Origin of the sequence: Streptomyces sp. MP131-18, from assembly GCF_001984575.1 — a bacterium.
GTDB lineage: Bacteria > Actinomycetota > Actinomycetes > Streptomycetales > Streptomycetaceae > Streptomyces > Streptomyces johnsoniae.
Window position 1 is genome coordinate 7,426,009 of sequence record NZ_LZNS01000001.1, and the last position, 15,316, is coordinate 7,441,324.

Sequence of the window (15,316 nt, forward strand, 5' to 3'; positions counted from 1 at the left end):
GGGGCCTCCCGGCACCAGCTCCTCGACGGGCCGCCGCCGGGCGGGCGTGCGGGCCACCCGCCCGGCCCGCCCGCCCGGCCCGCAGGGGCCAGGTCACCGGCGGCGCAGCAGCCGGCGCCTGGCGGCGCTGCTCGGCTCCGACACCACGCCGTTGCGCTGGAGCCAGGACTGACGGGTGATCCAGATGTCGAGCACCGCCCACGTCGCCACGAAAGTGCTGCCGACCGACGACAGCGTCATCGGGAAGGCCAGCCACGATCCGGCCAGGGTGCACAGCAGGACCACCACGACCTGAGTGAGCGTCAGCGCGATGATGATGACGGCGCGCACGGCGGCGGCACGTACCGGGTCCGGCATGCGGGGTTTCGCGTACACGCCGCCTTCGCTCCTGCACGATGAGAACGCGGATATGTCTCTGCGTACATGGTAGAACGCCTTGCGTGCCCGGATGCGACCCACGAGTATGGGGCGGCTTTGTAGTCAACTCCAGGGAATCCCGGGGTTATCGGCCAGCCGCCACCCGGACCGGTAGTAGGCTCGCGCTGCCGGACCGGGCGGGTCCGGTGACCGCCGGTCCGCCGGGAACCGATCCCGCCGGAAACCAAGGGGAGGGCATGCGCTTTCGCGGCAAGTCGATCCGACGGAAGATAGGGGCGCTCACTCTGGTGCCGCTGCTGTCGCTCGTATCGGTCTGGGCGTTCGCGACGGCCATCACGGTCCCCGAGGCCCGCGAGGTGACCGCGTCCCGCGACGCCGCCACCGTGCTGTCCGCCCACACCGAGGACGTCGCGCAGTCCCTCCAGCGCGAGCGCCGCCAGACGCTCGTTCACCTCGCCGACCCCCGCCGGGCCGACGAGCTGCGGGAGTTGGAGGAGATCCAGGCCGCCACCGACGCCGCCGTCGGATCGCTCGCGCGGCGCGCTTCGGCCGAGCGCGGCGCGCTCGACGGCGTCGGCGGGGACCGGCTCGACAACCTCCTCGCCTCGCTCGAGAGCCTCGGCCCGCTGCGCGACCAGGTGGCCAACAGCACCATTTCGGGCACCGGCGCCCTGGAGAGCTACAGTTCGCTGGCCGATCCCGCCTACCGTTTCCTGGCCGTCCTCCAGCCACTGGACGACGTCGACCTCGCCCGCCAGGCGCGGGCCGTCACCGGCCTCGCGGAGGCCCGCGAGCACCTGTCCCAGGAGGACGCCCTCGTGGCGGCGGCCCTCGCGGCGAACCAGATCACCCAGGAGGAGCTGCGCGCCCTCGGCGATCTGATCGCCAGGCGCGACCTGGTCTACGACACCTACCTGCCCGATCTGCCGCTCGAGGACCGGCAGGCGCACGAGAGTTTCTGGGACAGCGGCACCGGCAGCCTCCTGACGTCCACCGAGGCCAGCCTCCTCGACGGCCGGCTCGCCGTCATCCGCCCCGACCAGTGGGAGCAGACCGGCAGCAGCGCGCATGAACAGCTGGGCGCGCTGCTCGCCGACGCCCAGAGCCGTTACGGGGCCAGGCTGGACCCTGGCGTCGACTCCGCCGTCGTACGTGGCGTGATCGCGGGAATCGGCCTGCTGGCCGTGGCCGCCTCCGCGGTCATCGCGGTGCGCGTCGGCCGCGGCCTCGCGCGGGACCTGCGGACCCTGTCGCGGGAGGCCGAGGACGCGGCCGAGTTGCGGCTGCCGGGCGTGAAACGGCGCCTCGCCGCCGGTGAGCGTATCGACGTGGGGACAGAGGCGCCGCAGCTGGAGTACGGCGACGACGAGATCGGCCAGGTGGGGCGCGCGCTCAACACGCTTCAGCGGGAGGCGGTCTCCGCCACCGTCGAGCGGACCGAGACGCGCCGCGGCGTGTCGGAGGTCTTCGTCAACCTCGCGCGCCGCAGCCAGGTGCTGCTGCACCGCCAGCTCAACCTGCTGAACGGGCTCGAGCGCCGCTCCGAGAGCGCCGACGACCTGGCCGACCTGATCAGGCTCGACCACCTCACCAGCCGCATGCGCCGGCATGCGGAGGGCCTGGTCATCCTCTCCGGCGCGGCGCCCGCCCGCCAGTGGCGCAAGCCGGAGCTGCTGATGGACGTGATACGGGCGGCGGTGGACGAGGTCGAGGACTACGAGCGTATCGAGATCCACCGCCTTCCGCCGTTCTCCGTCGCCGGGGGCGCGGTCGCCGATCTCGTGCACCTCGTCGCGGAACTGCTGGAGAACGCCACGCTGTTCTCGCCGCCGCACACCGCGGTCCAGGTCTCCGGGGAGCGCGTTCCGCACGGTTTCACGCTGGAGATACACGACCGGGGCCTCGGCATGACGGCGGACGCCCTGCGCGACGCCAACCAGCAGCTGGCCAAGGCCCCGGCCTTCGAACTGTCCGACACCGACCGGCTCGGACTGCACGTCGTTTCCCGCCTCGCGGAGCGCCACGGCATCCGCGTCTCCCTGCGGGAGTCGTCCTACGGCGGCACCACCGCGGTGACCCTGATACCCGGCGAGCTGCTCACCGAGGTTCCCGAGGAGCCGCAGGAGCGGGAGCGCCTCTCGCGCGCGCCCGGCAGGCCGGCCCTTCTCGACGGTCCCGTCGACGGCCCCGTCGAGCTGGAAGCACCGATCGGCGCCGTCGAACGCGGCGAGGGGGAGCCGGAGTTCGCCGGGCACACGGGTGGCCGCTTCGTCAACGGGCACGGGCGGGCCGCCGACGGGACCGACGAGAGGGACGAGGCGGGAAGCCGGGCGGCCGGCCACGCCGCCGGGCACGACGCGGAGCCCTCCGCATCCCCGCCGCGGCTTCCGCAGCGCAGGCGCGCCCCGGTCCTGGTCACCGACCACGGCCGCCCCGTGACCTCGCCGCCCGGCGAGGACGGGCAGGACAGCGAACCCACGACCGGCTCCGGACTGCCGCGCCGCGTGCGGCAGCGCGGCCAGGACCGCGCCGCGCCCGCGCCCGCGCCCGCGCCCGCGGAGAGCGAAGGCCACACCGGGGCAGAGACCGTTCCCGATCTGGACGCCGACGAGGTCCGCTCGCGCATGGCGGCCCTCCAGCGCGGCTGGCGGCTCGGACGGCAGCAGAGCGACCCCCGGCGGGGCCAGGCCCCGCCGGAACCGAGAGTGTAAGCAGCCAGACCAGCGTTAGGCAGGACCGATGACCGCACCGGAGTCCGGGGCTCACGGCGGCACCCCGCAGCACGGCACCGCGCAGGAGAGCAGCCGGATCAGCACACTTCTCGACGAGCTGGTCGACCGGGTGCCCAGCATCCGGCACGCCCTCGTGCTCGCCGCCGACGGCCTTCCCCGCGGCGCCTCGCGTTCGCTCGGCAGGGAGGACGGCGAGCAGTTGGCGGCGGTGGCCTCCGGGTTCCACAGCCTCGCGCGGGGCGTCGGCGGCCACTTCGAGACCGGGACCACCCGCCAGACCCTCGTGGAGCTCGACCACGCCTTCCTCCTGGTGACCGCGGCCGGATCGGGCAGCGCCCTGGCCGTGTTCGCCGAGGCCGACGCCGATATCGGGCAGGTGGCCTACGAGATGGCGCTGCTCGTCAAGCACGTCGGGCCGCTGCTCGCGACCGCGCCGCGCACCATTCCCGGCGGGCTCCCCTGACCGGCGCCGCCCGTTCTTCCGCGCCACGCTGCACGGATGTCGCGAACCGGTGACAAGGCCCGGGGCCGGTGAACCGCCGTGCCGGGCCCGGCGTCGATTGCGATGACGGTGGCGGCCCGGGACCGACGGGGGTGGCTCCGGGACGCCGCCGTCGTCCCGCTCACCCGCCCGCGGCCCCGGCCACCGCGCCGCGCGTCACGGGGAAGTCGAAGTAGGTGTCGGGGAACGGCTCCTCCCGCAGCGTGAAGTGCCACCACTCGGTCGCCACCGGCTCGAAGCCCGCGTCCGTCAGCACGGCGGCCAGCAGTGCGCGCGCCGCGCGCGCCCTCTTCCCGACGTCGCGGGAGGCGGGTGCCGAGCGCGGGTCGAAGAAGTCGAACGGCGTGCCCATGTCCACCGCTTCGCCCGAAGCCCGCCGGAGGGTGACGTCCACGGTGCTGCCGCGGCTGTGCCCCGACCGCGCGGCCAGGTAACCCTCGTCGAAAAGCCGCTCCTTGGGCACCCGCGGGTGATACTCCTCCCGCGTGCCGCCGTCCCGCGGATCGTCCGCCCACCGCAGAAACCGGTCCACGGCCCGCTGCGGCCGGTAGCAGTCGTACACCAGCAGGCCGAGATCCCGTTCCGCCAGCGCCCGGTGCGCCGCGCGCAGGGCCAGCGCGGCCTCCTCGGTCAGCAGGCACACCGGAGCGCGGTAACCGTCGACGGTCTCGCCGGTGAAGTTGTGCGGCGTCGCGTACCGCACGTCCTGCCGGATGCCGGGCGCGACGTCGGCCAGCGCGACGAACCCGTCCGGCGCGTCACGGCCCTCGGCCACCGGCGCGGGCGCCACCGAACCGGCGAGCCCGGCCAGCAGCGCGGCCAGGGTGAGGGCAACGGGAAGGCGGCGCACGTCTCCACACCTACCAGCGGCCCGCCGGCCCCGACAGCGGGCGCGGGCCCCCTGCCCGGCATTCGGGTGGGGCGGGCCTGGTATCCGCGCCGCTGACCTGGCATCGTCCAGGCAAACCGTGCCACGTGTACCCGCCGGGAGCCGCCATGACCGCCACGCACGACGCACCCACGCACGACGTACTTGAGCCCGCCGCGCCCGAGCCCCTGTGGCGCCCGGGCCCCGAACGGGTCGCCGCCGCCCGGCTCAGCCGCTTCCACGCGTTCGCCGCCGACCGCCACGGCGCCCCCGGCCCGGTGCCGGGCGACCCCGCGGGCAGCTATGCCGCCCTGCACCGCTGGTCCGTCACGCGGCTCGGACCGTTCTGGCAGGCCGTCGCCGAGTGGTTCGACGTCCGCTTCGCCACCCCGTACGACACGGTGCTCGCCGATGCCGCGATGCCGGGGGCCCGGTGGTTCCCGGGGGCCACCCTCAACTACGCGGAACACGCCCTGCGGGCCGGCGAGCCCGGCTCGCCGCGGGCGGCGGAGGCCGCGCTGCTCCGGGTCGACGAGGATCACCGGCCCGAGCCCGTCACCTGGGCGCAGCTGCGCGCCCGCGTCGGCGCGCTCGCCGCGGCGCTGCGGGAGCAGGGGGTGCGCCCGGGCGACCGCGTCAGCGGCTATCTGCCCAACGTTCCCGAGGCCGTCGTCGCCCTGCTCGCCAGTGCCGCCGTCGGAGCCGTGTGGACCTCATGCGCCCCGGACTTCGGCGCCCGCAGCGTCCTTGACCGTTTCCAGCAGGTCGAGCCGGTGGTGCTGTTCGCCGTCGACGGCTACCGCTACGGGGGCCGCGTGCACGACCGCACCGGCACCGTTGCGGAGCTGCGCCGCGGCCTGCCCACGCTGCGGGCCGTGGTGCACGTACCGCTGCTCGGCACGCCGGCCCCCGAAGGGGCCCTTGAGTGGGCGGAGCTGACCGACCACGGCGCCGAACCCGACTTCACGCAGGTCCCGTTCGACCATCCGCTGTGGGTGCTGTACTCCTCGGGCACCACCGGGCTGCCCAAGGCGATCGTGCAGTCCCAGGGCGGCATCCTGCTGGAGCACCTCAAGCAACTGGGGCTGCACTGCGATCTCGGCGCGGGCGACCGGCTGTTCTGGTACACCTCCACGGGCTGGATGATGTGGAACTTCCTGGTGTCCTCGCTGCTGACCGGCACCACCGCGGTGCTGTACGACGGCAGCCCAGGACACCCGGACACCGCCGCGCAGTGGCGGGTCGCCGAACGCACCCGCGCCACCCTCTTCGGCACCTCCGCCGCGTACGTGATGGCCTGTGCCAAGGCGGACGTCCACCCGGGGCGCGACTTCGACCTGTCCGCCACCAGGGGCGTGGCCACCACCGGTTCCCCGCTGCCGCCCGACGGCTTCCGCTGGCTGCACGAGGAGGCCGGGGCCGGGCTGTGGATCGCCTCGGTCAGCGGCGGCACCGATGTGTGCAGCTGCTTCGCGGGCGCCGTGCCCACGCTGCCGGTGTGGACGGGGGAGCTCCAGGCCCCCTGCCTGGGCACGGATCTGCGCGCTTTCTCGCCCGAGGGGCAGCCGCTGGTGGACGAGGTCGGCGAACTGGTCGTCACCACACCGATGCCGTCGATGCCGGTCGGCTTCTGGAACGATCCGGAGGGAGTCCGCTACCACGAGAGCTACTTCGCGATGTTCCCCGGCGTGTGGCGGCACGGTGACTGGACCACGCTGACCTCGCGCGGCACCGTCGTCATCCACGGCCGTTCGGACTCGACGCTCAACCGGCAGGGCGTGCGGATGGGGTCGGCCGACATCTACGAGGCCGTCGAACGGCTCCCGGAGATCCGGGAGTCGCTGGTCATCGGCGTCGAGGAGCCGGACGGCGGCTACTGGATGCCGCTGTTCGTCCGGCTCGCCGAGGGAGCCGTGCTCGACGACGCGCTGCGCGAACGGGTGCGCCGCACGATCCGCGAGGCCCTGTCGCCCCGCCATCTCCCGGACGACATCGTGGAGATCCCCGGCGTTCCGCACACCCTCACCGGCAAGCGGCTCGAAGTGCCGGTCAAACGCCTGCTCCAGGGCGTGCCGCTGGAGCAGGCGGCCAATCCGGGCTCGGTGGACGACCCGGATCTGCTCCGCTTCTTCGAGCGCATGGCCCGCGAGAGGGCCACTGTCAGTGACGGCGACTACGGTGGGTGACCAAGAGCTTCCGATCCGTTGAGGGGGAGTCATGGCACACACCAGGCGGCGCGCCGGACGCGCGGCATCCTGGCGGGAGTCGGCGGGGATGGTGGCGGTCGTCGCGGACGCGGGCGGGTTCGCCCTGATGCGCCGCTACGCGACGTTCCGTTTCACCGACCACACCAGCTATCTGCGGCAGACCGAGCTGCTGCTGCGCTCATTGGCGGGCCGGCACGGGCATACCACTGTCGCGCTGTTCGACCCGGTCGGATTCGCCGACTTCTGCGAGCGGGAGCGGCTGCCCCAGGACAGCGCGGCCAGCCGCGCGCGCTATACGGCGGAGGTCGCGGCCCGGGGGGCGACCGTGCCCTACGAGGGGCAGCCGATCGCCCGGCTGGTGCCCGCGCTGCTGGTCGCCCACCTGCGGTGGGAGACCTGGGAGGTGGGCACGGACCTGCTGGCGGCGGCCGGGGCCTGCCCCGACTGCGGGGCGCCGCACTCCCGTTGCGCGTTCCAGCGGGCCGCGGGGCAGCTCGCGGCCGTGATGGAGCGGGCCGGCCCCGGCGTTCACCACCTGGTGTGCAGCCTGATCGCCCCGACGGGCCCGCTGACCGCGGCCCTGCACGCGGAGCGCGCCGCCGACGGCTCGCTCGACGTGGGCGAGCCGGACGCGCTCGTGCTGTGCACGCTGCTCGCCGTCGGCCTGGCCACCGGCGAGCCGGGCGGTCTGGTGCTGCGCTCGGTGCGCGCCGCCGGGGGCGCGGGCGAGGAGGTGCGCGGGTGGAGCCTGCACCGCGGCCGGCTGCGGGCGCTCAGTGAGGGAGAGGTGTTCGCGGCCTACTGCACGGACGTGCGGACCGGCGAGCCGGTCCCGCCGGAGCCTGGGGTCGCCTACCGGGCGGCGGACGAGCTGCCGCCGGGCGGCTGCGCGGGACCGTGACCGGGGTGGGCGGTCCCCGGCATCGGACCGGGGACCGCCCACCCGGACGGCAAACCACCTGAAAGCATGTCTCCTCGGGACCGTCCGCCTCATACGGCCCACCTCGCGGCTGCGTTCGGCCCGGCCGGTAAGGTCGGACGCACAGCGCGGGCAGGGCTCGTTTCGACAGGTCAACAGGAGGGCGTCCGGGTGGAGATCCAGGAAACGGATATTCAGACGGACCGCGTCCTCACCATCCCCAACATCCTGAGCATGGCTCGGCTGCTGGGCGTTCCGGTATTCCTTTGGCTCGTCCTCTCACCGGTCTTCGACGGGCCCAACCTGGACGTGTGGGCGCTGGCCGTGCTGGCGTTCAGCGGCGTCAGCGACTATTTGGACGGCAAGCTCGCCCGCCGGTGGAACCAGGTGAGCGCACTCGGCCGCGTGCTCGACCCGGCGGCCGACCGCCTCTACATCCTCTCCACGCTCGTGGGTCTCACCTGGCGCGACATCCTGCCGCTGTGGCTCACCGGGCTCCTGCTGGCCCGGGAGCTGATGCTGCTGGTGGTGGTGTGGCGACTCGACCGGCACGGATATGCACCCCCACAGGTGAACTTTCTCGGTAAGGCGGCGACCCTCAATCTCATGTACGCCTTCCCGTTGCTGCTGCTCAGCGACGGTGGTGGCTGGCTCGCTACCCTCGCTGCTATTTTCGGATGGGCGTTCGCCGGCTGGGGTACAGCGCTCTACTGGTGGGCAGGGATGCTCTACGTGGTCCAGGTCCGCCGTCTCCTCAAGGCGGATGCCACGGCCGACTGAGCTCGCCCTGGCAGCGTCGCAGGGGCCTGGCGCCCGCATGTGCCGCAGTATTCCGGGGAGCCACCCCGGGCCCGGGCCCCTCCAGACGGGCGCAGTCGGAGTGACTGTCGACTCCCCAAGGAGGACACTTCCGATATGAAGGCCGTAGTAATGGCTGGCGGCGAAGGCACCCGGCTTCGCCCGATGACCGCGAGCATGCCCAAGCCCCTGCTGCCCGTGGCCAACCGCCCGATCATGGAGCACGTGCTCCGGCTGCTGAAGCGGCACGGACTCACGGAGACCGTGGTCACCGTGCAATTCCTCGCCTCCCTCGTGAAAAACTACTTCGGCGACGGTGAGGAACTCGGGATGGATCTCACCTACGCCCATGAAGAGAAGCCCCTGGGTACGGCCGGAAGTGTGAAGAACGCCGAGGACGCACTCAAGAACGATTCTTTCCTGGTGATTTCGGGGGATGCGCTCACCGACTTCGACCTGACCGATCTCATCCGCTACCACAGGGAGCGCGGTGCCCTCGTCACCGTCTGCCTGACGCGCGTGCCGAACCCACTGGAGTTCGGCATCACCATCGTCAACGAGGACGGACGCGTCGACCGTTTCCTGGAGAAGCCCACCTGGGGACAGGTGTTCTCCGACACCGTCAACACCGGCATCTACGTCATGGAGCCCGAGGTCTTCGACTACGTCGAGCCGGACGTCCCGGTCGACTGGTCGGGCGATGTGTTCCCCCGCCTCATGAAGGAGGGGAAGCCGGTCTACGGCTATGTCGCCGAGGGCTATTGGGAGGACGTGGGCACGCACGAGAGCTACGTGAAGGCGCAGGCCGACGTGCTCGAAGGGAAAGTCGACGTCGAGATCGACGGATTCGAGATCTCGCCGGGCGTGTGGATCGCCGAGGGCGCGGAGGTGCACCCCGACGCAAAGCTCAGGGGCCCCCTCTACGTCGGCGACTACGCGAAGATCGAGGCGGGCGCCGAAATCCGCGAGCACACCGTCATCGGCTCCAACGTGGTCGTCAAGGCCGACGCGTTCCTGCACCGGGCGGTCGTCCACGACAATGTGTACATCGGCCCGCAGACCAATCTCCGCGGCTGCGTCGTCGGCAAGAACACCGACGTGATGCGGGCCGCCCGCATCGAGGACGGCGCCGTCATCGGCGACGAGTGCCTCGTCGGCGAGGAGTCCATCGTCCAGGGCAACGTCCGGGTCTACCCGTTCAAGACCGTGGAGGCCGGTGCCTTCGTCAACACCTCGGTCATCTGGGAGGCGCGCGGCCAGGCCAATCTGTTCGGCGCCCGCGGCGTCTCCGGCATTCTCAACGTCGAGATCACCCCGGAGCTGGCCGTCCGGCTCGCCAGCGCCTACGCCACCACCCTGAAGAAGGGGTCCACCGTCACCACCGCCCGCGACCACTCCCGCGGTGCCCGCGCCCTGAAGCGTGCGGTGATCTCCGCCCTCCAGGCCAGCGCGATCGACGTGCGGGACCTGGAGAACGTGCCGTTGCCCGTCGCCAGACAGCAGACCGCGCGCGGCAGTGCGGGCGGGGTCATGATCCGCACCACCCCGGGCGTGCCCGACTCCGTCGACATCATGTTCTTCGACGAGCGCGGCGCGGATCTCTCCCAGGCGGGCCAGCGCAAGCTGGACCGCGTCTACGCCCGCCAGGAGTACCGCAGGGCCTTCCCGGGCGAGATCGGCGACCTGCGGTTCCCCGCCAGCGTCTTCGACGCGTACACGGGCTCCGTGCTGCGCGCCGTGGACACCACCGGCGTGGCCGAGTCCGGGCTCAAGATCGTGGTCGACGCCGCCAACGGCAGCGCCGGCCTGGTGCTGCCCAGCCTGCTCGGCCGCATCGGTGTGGACGCCCTCACCATCAACCCCGGCCTGGACGAGGCCAGGCCGACCGAGACCGCCGACGTCAGGCGCGCCGGACTGGTGCGCCTCGGCGAGATCGTCTCCTCGGCCCGCGCCGCCTTCGGCGTCCGCTTCGACCCCGTCGGCGAGCGTCTCGCCCTGGTCGACGAGCGCGGCCGCATCATCGAGGACCAGCGTGCGCTGCTGGTCATGCTGGACCTCATCGCGGCCGAGCGCCGCAGCGGGCGGGTGGCACTGCCGGTGACCACCACCCGCATCGCCGAGCAGGTCGCCGCCTACCACGGCACCCAGGTCGAGTGGACCACCACCTCGCCCGACGACCTGACCCGAGTCGCCCACAAGGAGGGCTCGGTCTTCGGCGGGGACGGACAGGGGGGCTTCATCGTCCCCGAGTTCTCGTCCGTCTTCGACGCCACGGCGGCGTTCACCCGGCTCATCGCCCTGGTCGCCCGCACCCAGCTCTCGCTCAGCCAGATCGACGCCCGCATCCCGCGGGCCCACGTGCTCCGGCGGGACGTCGCCACCCCCTGGGCCATCAAGGGACTGGTGATGCGCCGGGTCGTCGAGGCGGCGGGGGAACGCTCCATCGACACCACCGATGGCGTGCGCGTCGTCGAGCCGGACGGCAGGTGGATTCTCGTGCTGCCGGACCCCGCCGAGGCCGTCACCCACCTGTGGGCCGAGGGGCCGGACGATGCCGCCGCGCAGGAGCTGCTGGACACCTGGTCGACGGTCGTGGACAGCGCCGACCGCTGAGCACGAACGGGCCCCGCCACGGGCCCGATTCGGTCTCCTGAGTGGCGCGTGCGACGATGTGCGCCATGCCACAGCAGGAGCCCGGGCGACGTGTCCCGGCGCGCCCCGACGCCTCCATGTCGCTGCTGACCACCGTGATGAGCAACACCCTCGACGAGGGATACGCGGCGGTCGGCCGGCGGGCCGCCGGCCGGTCAGAGCTGCCGCGCACGCTGCGCGCCAGACTCTGGCTGGCCGGCGGCCTCGCGCTGGCCGCCGTGGTGGTCACCCTGGGCGCCGCACAGGCGCGCGAGGCGGAGCCCACCCTTGCCAGGGGGCGCGAGGAGCTGCTCGACCGCGTCGAGGCGCGCACCGCCGAACTGGACGACCTCCAGGGGGAGGTCGACGCGCTGCGCGCGGACGTCGACGAGCGGCAGCGCGACGCCATCGGCGACGCGCGCTCTGCGGCGGGCGAGCTGACCGCGCTCCTGGCCGGCGCCACCGCCGTCACAGGGCCGGGGATCGAGCTGGTCGTCAACGACGCCGAGGGCGCCGCCTCCGGCGCCGGCGGCCCGCGCGACGCCGGCTTCGCCGACACCGGCCGGGTGCGCGACCGGGATCTCCAGCGCGTGGTCAACGGGCTGTGGCAGGCGGGCGCCGAGGCGATATCGGTCAACGGCAGACGCCTGACCGCCCTGTCCGCCATCCGGGCCGCGGGCGACGCCGTTCTCGTCGACAACAGGCCCCTCGCCCCGCCGTACACGCTGCTCGCGATCGGCCCGGGGGACGAGCTGGCGGCGGCCTTCCGCGCCACCGCGGAGGGCCGCTATCTGGACGTGCTGCGCGAGGACTACGGCATCAGGGCCGGCACCACCGTCCACGACAGGCTGGAGCTGCCCGCCGCGCCCGGCCTCACCACGCGCACCGCCAGACCCGCCGCCGCACCGGAAACACCACGGGAAGCACAGCGGCAAGCACCGCCGGAAGATCAACCGGAAGAAGGGGGCGCGCCGTGATCGCCGTCCTGGGACTCGTGCTGGGGGTCGTGGTCGGGATTCTGACGCGCCCGGTCGTTCCGGCCGGTCTGGAACCGTACCTGCCCATCGCCGTCGTCGCCGCCCTCGACGCGGTCTTCGGCGGGCTGCGCGCCATGCTCGACGGCCTGTTCGACGACAAGGTGTTCGTCGTGTCCTTCCTGTCGAACGTCACGGTCGCCGCCCTGATCGTCTTCCTCGGTGACAAGCTCGGCGTCGGGGCGCAGCTGTCCACCGGCGTCGTCGTGGTCCTCGGCATCCGCATCTTCTCCAACGCCGCCGCAATCCGCCGGCACGTCTTCGGGGCGTGAGCCGGTGACCGAGGAGGAGACCGCGCCGCCGCCGCCCGGCCCGGAGCCGGGCCGGGACCGCCCCACCGGCCGCAGCGCCCTGCGCGCCGGGCTGTGGCCGCCGCGCGCGACGCGCAGCCAGCTGCTCGCCGCCGTGCTGCTGTTCGTGCTCGGGCTCGGGCTCGCCATCCAGGTGCGGGCCACCGGCAGCGAGGAGACGGCGCTGCGCGGCGCCCGGCAGGAGGATCTGGTGCGGATTCTCAGCGATCTGGAGGACCGCACCGCGCGCCTGGAGGAGGAGAAGAGCGGCCTGGAGGAGCAGCGCACCGAGCTGGAGACCAGCTCCGACCAGGCCGAGGAGGCCAGGCGGCAGACGGAGGAGCGCGAACGGCAGCTCGGGGTGCTCGCCGGTACCGTCGCCGCCGAGGGCCCCGGCATCACGCTGCGCATCGACGATCCACTCGGGGCCGTCGAGGCGGATATGCTGCTCGACGCGGTGCAGGAGCTGCGCGCGGCGGGCGCCGAGGCCATCCAGATCAACGACGTGCGGATCGCGGCGGGCACCTCTTTCGTGGACGAGAACGGCGGGGTGTTCGTCGATGGCGAGCCGGTGCGCGCACCGTTCCGGATCGGCGCCATCGGGCGGCCGCAGGACCTGGAGCCGGCGCTGAACATCCCCGGGGGCGTGGTGCAGTCCCTGGAGAACGAGCAGGCGGAGGTGTCGGTGGAGCGCCAGGAGAAGGTCGTCGTGGACGCCTTGCGATCGGCGGAGCAGCCTGACTACGCTCAGTCGTCACCGTGACGGAGCCGACGTCACGGGGGCTGCCACACTTCCGTGGCACTCGGTGAGGGAAACTGAACGGGGGCCGGGGACGTTGTCACGACGTCCTGTACGGCCGGTGAGAGACAATGGACCGGTCCCGTCCGACGACGGGCCGGGCTAGGCGCGAGGGGATCGCTGGTGAGCTTTTTCGCTAGATTGTTCGGCAGGCGTCGGAGCGGCGTGCACAGCGCCGCACGGAGCCGCGCCCGCCAACAAGGCGACCCAGCGACGGCGCCCGGCGGAGAGCCGGGGCGCCCGTTGTTCCGGGACGAGGTCGCCGGCCCCGGCGGCATAGGCTCCCAGGGGTCGGGACGCGAGACGGTCACCTGCTCCCGCTGCGGCCACAGGGCCGCCGCGACCAGCAGGTTCTGTTCCAACTGCGGCAATGGGCTGCGCCCGGGGCTCGAAGGCTCGTCAGAGACGACCTCCACCATTTCGATCACGGGCCTTGAGGCGTACGAGGCCGAGGTCACCGGGCAGCACCCGGCGCCGGCGCTCTCGCCCGAGGCACAGGCGGCGGTCGAGGCGCTGCCGCCCGGCTCGGCCCTGCTCATCGTGCGCCGCGGGCCGAATTCCGGGAGCAGGTTCCTGCTCGACGGGGACCTGACGACCGCGGGCCGGCACCCGCAGAGCGACATCTTCCTCGACGACGTGACGGTCTCACGCCGTCACGTGGAGTTCCGGCGCCAGCCCGACGCCAGCTTCACGGTGAGTGACGTCGGCAGTCTCAACGGCACCTACGTCAACCGGGAGCCCCTGGATTCGGCGGTGCTCAACAACGGCGACGAGGTACAGATCGGGAAGTACCGGCTGGTTTTCTTCGCCAGCAGGCAGGGGTTCTGACCTGCGAGCGTGGCCGCTCGCGCGCCGCACGGCGGTGCTCGACTATCCAAATGCACCGAGCACCGCCTAGGGTTGCTGTGTGAATCAGCTCGACGTCGTGGGCGTGCGGGTGGAAATGCCCAACAACCAGCCCATCGTGCTACTCCGTGAAGTCGGAGGCGACCGCTATCTCCCGATCTGGATCGGCCCGGGGGAGGCGACCGCCATCGCGTTCGCCCAGCAGGGCATGACTCCTGCCCGGCCCCTGACGCACGATCTCTTCAAGAACGTGCTGGAGGCGGTGGGGCAGGAGCTCAGCGCGGTACGCATCACCGACCTGCGCGACGGGGTCTTCTATGCCGAGCTCGTGTTCGCCAGTGGGGTGGAGGTCAGCGCCCGTCCTTCCGACGCCATAGCCCTCGCGCTGCGCGTCGGTACGCCGATCTACGGCAGCGATGCCGTACTCGACGACGCCGGGATCATCATTCCCGACGAGCAGGAGGACGAGGTCGAGAGGTTCCGCGAGTTCCTCGACCAGATCTCCCCCGAGGACTTCGGCACGAGCAGCCAGTAGCGGCGCGTGGCGATCGTTGACGCGCTGAGTGTGGATGCCTAGCGTCAATGGGGCATGTCTTGGGAGGAGCGCTGTGTGCGTGCTCATCGTGACAGCCGGTGAGCGACGAAGGCACGGTCGGGGCATGCGGAACGGAGGCCGGCGTGACAGGTAACGGCGACAGCAGAGCGGTGGGCGGGACATCCTCCCTCCCCGGCGCGCCGCCTCCACCAGGGCTGAGACCCTCCGCGGCCGGGCAGGAGCGCGAAGCGCCGGACCGGCTCGGCTACCGGGGCCCGAGCGCCTGTGCCGCTGCGGGCATCACCTACCGGCAGCTCGATTACTGGGCCCGCACCGGGCTGGTGCAGCCCAGCGTGCGCCCGGCCCACGGCTCGGGCACCCAGCGTCTCTACAGTTTCCGGGACGTGCTGGTCCTCAAGATCGTCAAACGGCTGCTGGACGCCGGGGTTTCCCTCCAGAGCATCCGCACGGCCGTTCAGGCGCTGTGCTCCGCGGATCTTGCGGAGCTGTCGGACATGACCCTGATGAGCGACGGTGCCACCGTGTACCGCTGCGCCTCCCCCGAGGAGCTGGCCGAGCTGCTGCGCGGCGGCCGGGGCGTTTTCGGCATCGCCGTCGGCGCGGTGTGGAGCGATGTGGAGGGCGCGCTGGCCCAGCTGAGCGCCGAGCGGCTCGACACGGGCGAGCCCGTGCCCGTCGCCCACCCGGGCGACGAGCTGGCGCGCCGCAGGCACCGCACGGGCTGATCCGGGCCCGGGCCCGGGCAGGCGTTCCCCC

At 72.7% G+C, this 15,316-nt stretch carries 14 protein-coding genes; 12 read left to right on the forward strand and 2 right to left on the reverse strand.

What is annotated here, in order from left to right; all coding sequences use genetic code 11:
* Positions 1-93: 93 nt before the first annotated feature.
* Positions 94-375 carry a hypothetical protein gene (locus tag STBA_RS33040; protein WP_253195169.1) on the reverse strand — a complete coding sequence of 94 codons (282 nt, stop codon included), beginning with the start codon at positions 373-375 and terminating at the stop codon, positions 94-96.
* Between the two features lie 239 nt (positions 376-614).
* On the opposite strand from STBA_RS33040, the gene STBA_RS33045 reads away from it, so the two are divergent.
* Together STBA_RS33045 and STBA_RS33050 are read left to right on the forward strand one after the other, a co-directional pair.
* The gene (locus STBA_RS33045; RefSeq protein WP_077062682.1) at positions 615-3,089 is read left to right on the forward strand and encodes a nitrate- and nitrite sensing domain-containing protein; all 2,475 of its coding nucleotides are present in this window, start codon (positions 615-617) and stop codon (positions 3,087-3,089) included.
* A 28-nt stretch (positions 3,090-3,117) separates the two neighbouring features.
* A complete protein-coding gene (locus STBA_RS33050; protein WP_077062683.1) occupies positions 3,118-3,573 on the forward strand; it encodes a roadblock/LC7 domain-containing protein in 456 nt (151 codons plus the stop codon).
* A 160-nt stretch (positions 3,574-3,733) separates the two neighbouring features.
* On the opposite strand, the gene STBA_RS33055 is transcribed toward STBA_RS33050, so the two are convergent.
* A complete protein-coding gene (locus STBA_RS33055) occupies positions 3,734-4,462 on the reverse strand; it encodes a M15 family metallopeptidase (RefSeq protein WP_107485153.1) in 729 nt (242 codons plus the stop codon).
* A 146-nt stretch (positions 4,463-4,608) separates the two neighbouring features.
* Between STBA_RS33055 and STBA_RS33060 the strand changes: the two genes are divergently transcribed.
* The 10 genes from STBA_RS33060 to STBA_RS33105 all read left to right on the forward strand — a co-directional run bounded on the left by STBA_RS33060 (position 4,609) and on the right by STBA_RS33105 (position 15,285).
* Positions 4,609-6,666, forward strand: coding sequence for an acetoacetate--CoA ligase (locus tag STBA_RS33060; RefSeq protein ID WP_077062684.1), 2,058 nt, complete (start codon positions 4,609-4,611; stop codon positions 6,664-6,666).
* A gap of 31 nt (positions 6,667-6,697) precedes the next feature.
* Complete coding sequence (locus tag STBA_RS33065) at positions 6,698-7,588, forward strand: hypothetical protein (protein WP_077062685.1); 891 nt, start codon at positions 6,698-6,700, stop codon at positions 7,586-7,588.
* Positions 7,589-7,777: 189 nt separating this feature from the next.
* Entirely contained in the window at positions 7,778-8,386 is a 609-nt protein-coding gene (locus STBA_RS33070; protein ID WP_077062686.1) for a CDP-alcohol phosphatidyltransferase family protein, read from the forward strand.
* 135 nt (positions 8,387-8,521) lie between these two features.
* Positions 8,522-11,017 (forward strand): mannose-1-phosphate guanyltransferase, encoded by a 2,496-nt coding sequence (locus STBA_RS33075; RefSeq protein WP_077062687.1) that lies wholly within the window; start codon positions 8,522-8,524, stop codon positions 11,015-11,017.
* Between the two features lie 56 nt (positions 11,018-11,073).
* On the forward strand, positions 11,074-12,012 hold the full coding sequence (locus STBA_RS33080; protein WP_171987921.1) for a DUF881 domain-containing protein: 939 nt from the start codon (positions 11,074-11,076) through the stop codon (positions 12,010-12,012).
* Positions 12,009-12,341, forward strand: coding sequence for a small basic family protein (locus tag STBA_RS33085; RefSeq protein WP_077062689.1), 333 nt, complete (start codon positions 12,009-12,011; stop codon positions 12,339-12,341). The genes STBA_RS33080 and STBA_RS33085 overlap by 4 nt, the downstream gene beginning before the upstream one ends.
* 4 nt (positions 12,342-12,345) lie before the next feature.
* The gene (locus STBA_RS33090; RefSeq protein WP_107485155.1) at positions 12,346-13,122 is read left to right on the forward strand and encodes a DUF881 domain-containing protein; all 777 of its coding nucleotides are present in this window, start codon (positions 12,346-12,348) and stop codon (positions 13,120-13,122) included.
* Positions 13,123-13,281: 159 nt separating this feature from the next.
* Positions 13,282-13,986: an FHA domain-containing protein gene (locus tag STBA_RS39140; RefSeq protein ID WP_077062691.1), complete on the forward strand. Its 705-nt coding sequence runs from the start codon at positions 13,282-13,284 to the stop codon at positions 13,984-13,986.
* A 79-nt stretch (positions 13,987-14,065) separates the two neighbouring features.
* Positions 14,066-14,539 carry a bifunctional nuclease family protein gene (locus tag STBA_RS33100; RefSeq protein ID WP_059008346.1) on the forward strand — a complete coding sequence of 158 codons (474 nt, stop codon included), beginning with the start codon at positions 14,066-14,068 and terminating at the stop codon, positions 14,537-14,539.
* Positions 14,540-14,682: 143 nt separating this feature from the next.
* Complete coding sequence (locus STBA_RS33105; protein WP_077063784.1) at positions 14,683-15,285, forward strand: MerR family transcriptional regulator; 603 nt, start codon at positions 14,683-14,685, stop codon at positions 15,283-15,285.
* Positions 15,286-15,316: the final 31 nt, after the last annotated feature.